The following is a 1,843-nucleotide window of genomic DNA, read 5'->3' on the forward strand; positions in this document are numbered from 1 at the left end:
ACGCGGGTCAGCAGGATGCGGACAGCATCCGAGACGGTCAAACCCATGTTTTCCAATACCGCTGCCGCCCGTTTTTTTACAGTGGCGTCTACGCGGGTTTGTACCAGTGCATTAGCAGCCATGATTTTATCCTCCTTGGTTAGTTTTGATAAAAGTTTAATTCAAGTGCATTACAAAATCAAGGGAATCTACGGGGTCAAGGAATCTACGGGGTCAGGCCTAGAAGATGATAAGATTGTGCATTGAAGGTATACATTCCCCTGCACGCAAACCCTGGATGAAAATCAGACAAGCGTCCTTTGGTATATAAATAATTGAAAATATATTTTTTTCATTGAACTGGGGGTATCTCTGACTTCCTCTCATTGACAATAGAGGAGGTTATTTATATCCTCCACAGCTATCATGTACCTGCGAACAACCCAGAGGAAAAATAAAGACGGCACGGTAACGGTCTATTACCAACTGGCCCACAGCGAACGCCATCCGGAGACCGGCAAATCCTCCGCCAAAATCATTCACAGCTTCGGTCGGGCTGATCAGGTCGATCGGGAAGCCCTGGTACGGCTCTGCCGCTCCATTGCCCGGGTCTGCGGTGTCACCGTGGTGGATCCTCTGGATGACAGCACGCAGTCAGATGCGGTGGAATGAGCAAATGCTCAATAACGAGAATGTCTGTGGGGTCAGGCCTAGAAGATGCTAAGATCATGCGTTAAAATATACACGCCCTGGCACGCTGGAAAAACACCGGATATTGGTGAAGATCTCAGTGCCGTAGGATTATTGCGAGGGGTTCCGGCACCAGGACAACAACAGCAGAAAATTAGGGACGCCTCCCCTGTTTTCACAGAGAGAAATGCCAATCTCCCAAAGTACACAAAATAGGGGAAGCGTCCCTAATTTCCCCCCTAATTTTTCATGGCAACCGGCTGTTACCAATGATATGCTTGATTTTTATCGTATAAAAACGTATATTTTTTCGAATGAATACCATTAAATGGCATGTCAAAGCCTTGAAGCAACTGCGCAAGATCGACAGGCAGGATAACGCAATGATCCGTTCCGCCGTCAATGGCTTGGCTGGTATGCCTGATTGCCAGAGTGTAAAGGTCCTGGCCAATTCTCGGTACGGTTACCGGCCGATAGTTACCGGTTGCTGTTCGATTATGACGGCGAAGTGCGCATCGTCGAAATCCAGGAGGTAAAGAAACGTGATGACCGTACGTACTGATATCCAGATCATCCACGACCGCAACGGTGCCCCCGCCTTCGTAGTGGTCCCTTATGCCGACTGGCTGGCCAGTCGCGACCGCCAGGAAAACCTTGTCCCCCACGAAGTTGTCAATCTCACCTTTGACCACGACTGGTCGCCGATGCGCGCCTGGCGTGAATATCTTGAACTGACCCAGGCCGAGGTTGCGGCAAGGGCGAATATGACCCAGGGGGCCTACGCCCAGATGGAGAACAGCGTCAAGCCACGCCGCGTTAGCCTGAAAAAGATAGCCAAAGCCATGGGGTTGAGTGTCGAACAGCTCGATTTCTAGATTGCGGCTTCTCTTTTTTGCAGGGCAATCGCATCAAAATTCCAATAATTCGATTTAGGGCGTGCGTTCAGGGTAAGATAATAATATATACATAGTCCTCAACTCAATTTACGACGGGGGGACTATGGAAAACGATTTCAACAACACGACACTTGTTGCTCATTTTTCGACCTTGAAAGATCCTCGGATTACAGGAAGGAGTGCCCATAAACTGATCGATATCATTATCATTGCCATCTGCGGCATGCTTTGTGGAAGTGACGATTGGGTTGGCATCGAAGCCTTCGGGAAGGCGAAGC

General features: G+C 49.2%; 3 protein-coding genes and 1 pseudogene. 3 read left to right on the plus strand and 1 reads right to left on the minus strand.

What is annotated here, in order from left to right:
* Window positions 1-122: type II toxin-antitoxin system RelB/DinJ family antitoxin (locus tag JWG43_RS17415; RefSeq protein WP_205244180.1), on the minus strand; the 122-nt coding region annotated here is incomplete at its 3' end.
* Between the two features lie 283 nt (window positions 123-405).
* Between JWG43_RS17415 and JWG43_RS17420 the strand changes: the two are divergent.
* From JWG43_RS17420 to JWG43_RS20380, 3 genes and pseudogenes are all read left to right on the plus strand, one after another.
* Window positions 406-615: pseudogene (locus tag JWG43_RS17420) on the plus strand (IS1634 family transposase N-terminal domain-related protein); the annotation flags it as partial.
* Window positions 616-1,214: 599 nt separating this feature from the next.
* Window positions 1,215-1,544: a helix-turn-helix domain-containing protein gene (locus JWG43_RS17425; protein ID WP_205244220.1), complete on the plus strand. Its 330-nt coding sequence runs from the start codon at window positions 1,215-1,217 to the stop codon at window positions 1,542-1,544.
* Between the two features lie 124 nt (window positions 1,545-1,668).
* A partial coding sequence (locus JWG43_RS20380) for a transposase family protein (RefSeq protein WP_205241987.1) occupies window positions 1,669-1,843 on the plus strand: 175 nt, incomplete at its 3' end.

The sequence above is a fragment of the Desulfobulbus alkaliphilus genome (genome assembly GCF_016918545.1).
Lineage (GTDB): Bacteria > Desulfobacterota > Desulfobulbia > Desulfobulbales > Desulfobulbaceae > Desulfobulbus > Desulfobulbus alkaliphilus.